At 68.0% G+C, this 403-nt stretch carries 1 protein-coding gene; it reads left to right on the forward strand.

From position 1 onward, the window contains the following. Positions 1–403 (forward strand): YqaJ viral recombinase family protein (locus ADL29_RS10280; RefSeq protein ID WP_211274280.1); only part of this gene is annotated, 403 nt, incomplete at both ends.

Below are 403 nucleotides of genomic sequence, written 5' to 3' on the forward strand. Positions count from 1 at the left end.
GAACTCGTCCTCACCGACGAACAAATCCGCGCCAACCGCAACCAGTGGCTCGCCACACGCGACACCGGCATCGGCGCCTCCGACATCGCCGCCGTCCTCGGCATCAGCCCCCGAGACTCCCCGTTCTCCTACTACTGGCGCCGCCAACTCGGCACCGCCGTCGAACAGACCGAAGCGATGGAGTGGGGTCTCCGGCACGAACGGACCATCGCCGACAAGTTCGCCGAGAACCACCCCGAATACGTCGTCAAGCCCGGCGGCCTGTACCGGCACCCCGAACACCGGTGGATGCTCGCCACCCCCGACCTGCTGCTGCACAGCGTCAACCCCGACCACACCGACGCCCTCGCCCAGATCAAAACCACCCGCTCATGGGACGGCTGGGGCGACCCCGGCACCAACC

This window comes from Streptomyces chattanoogensis, from assembly GCF_001294335.1.
Lineage (GTDB): Bacteria > Actinomycetota > Actinomycetes > Streptomycetales > Streptomycetaceae > Streptomyces > Streptomyces chattanoogensis.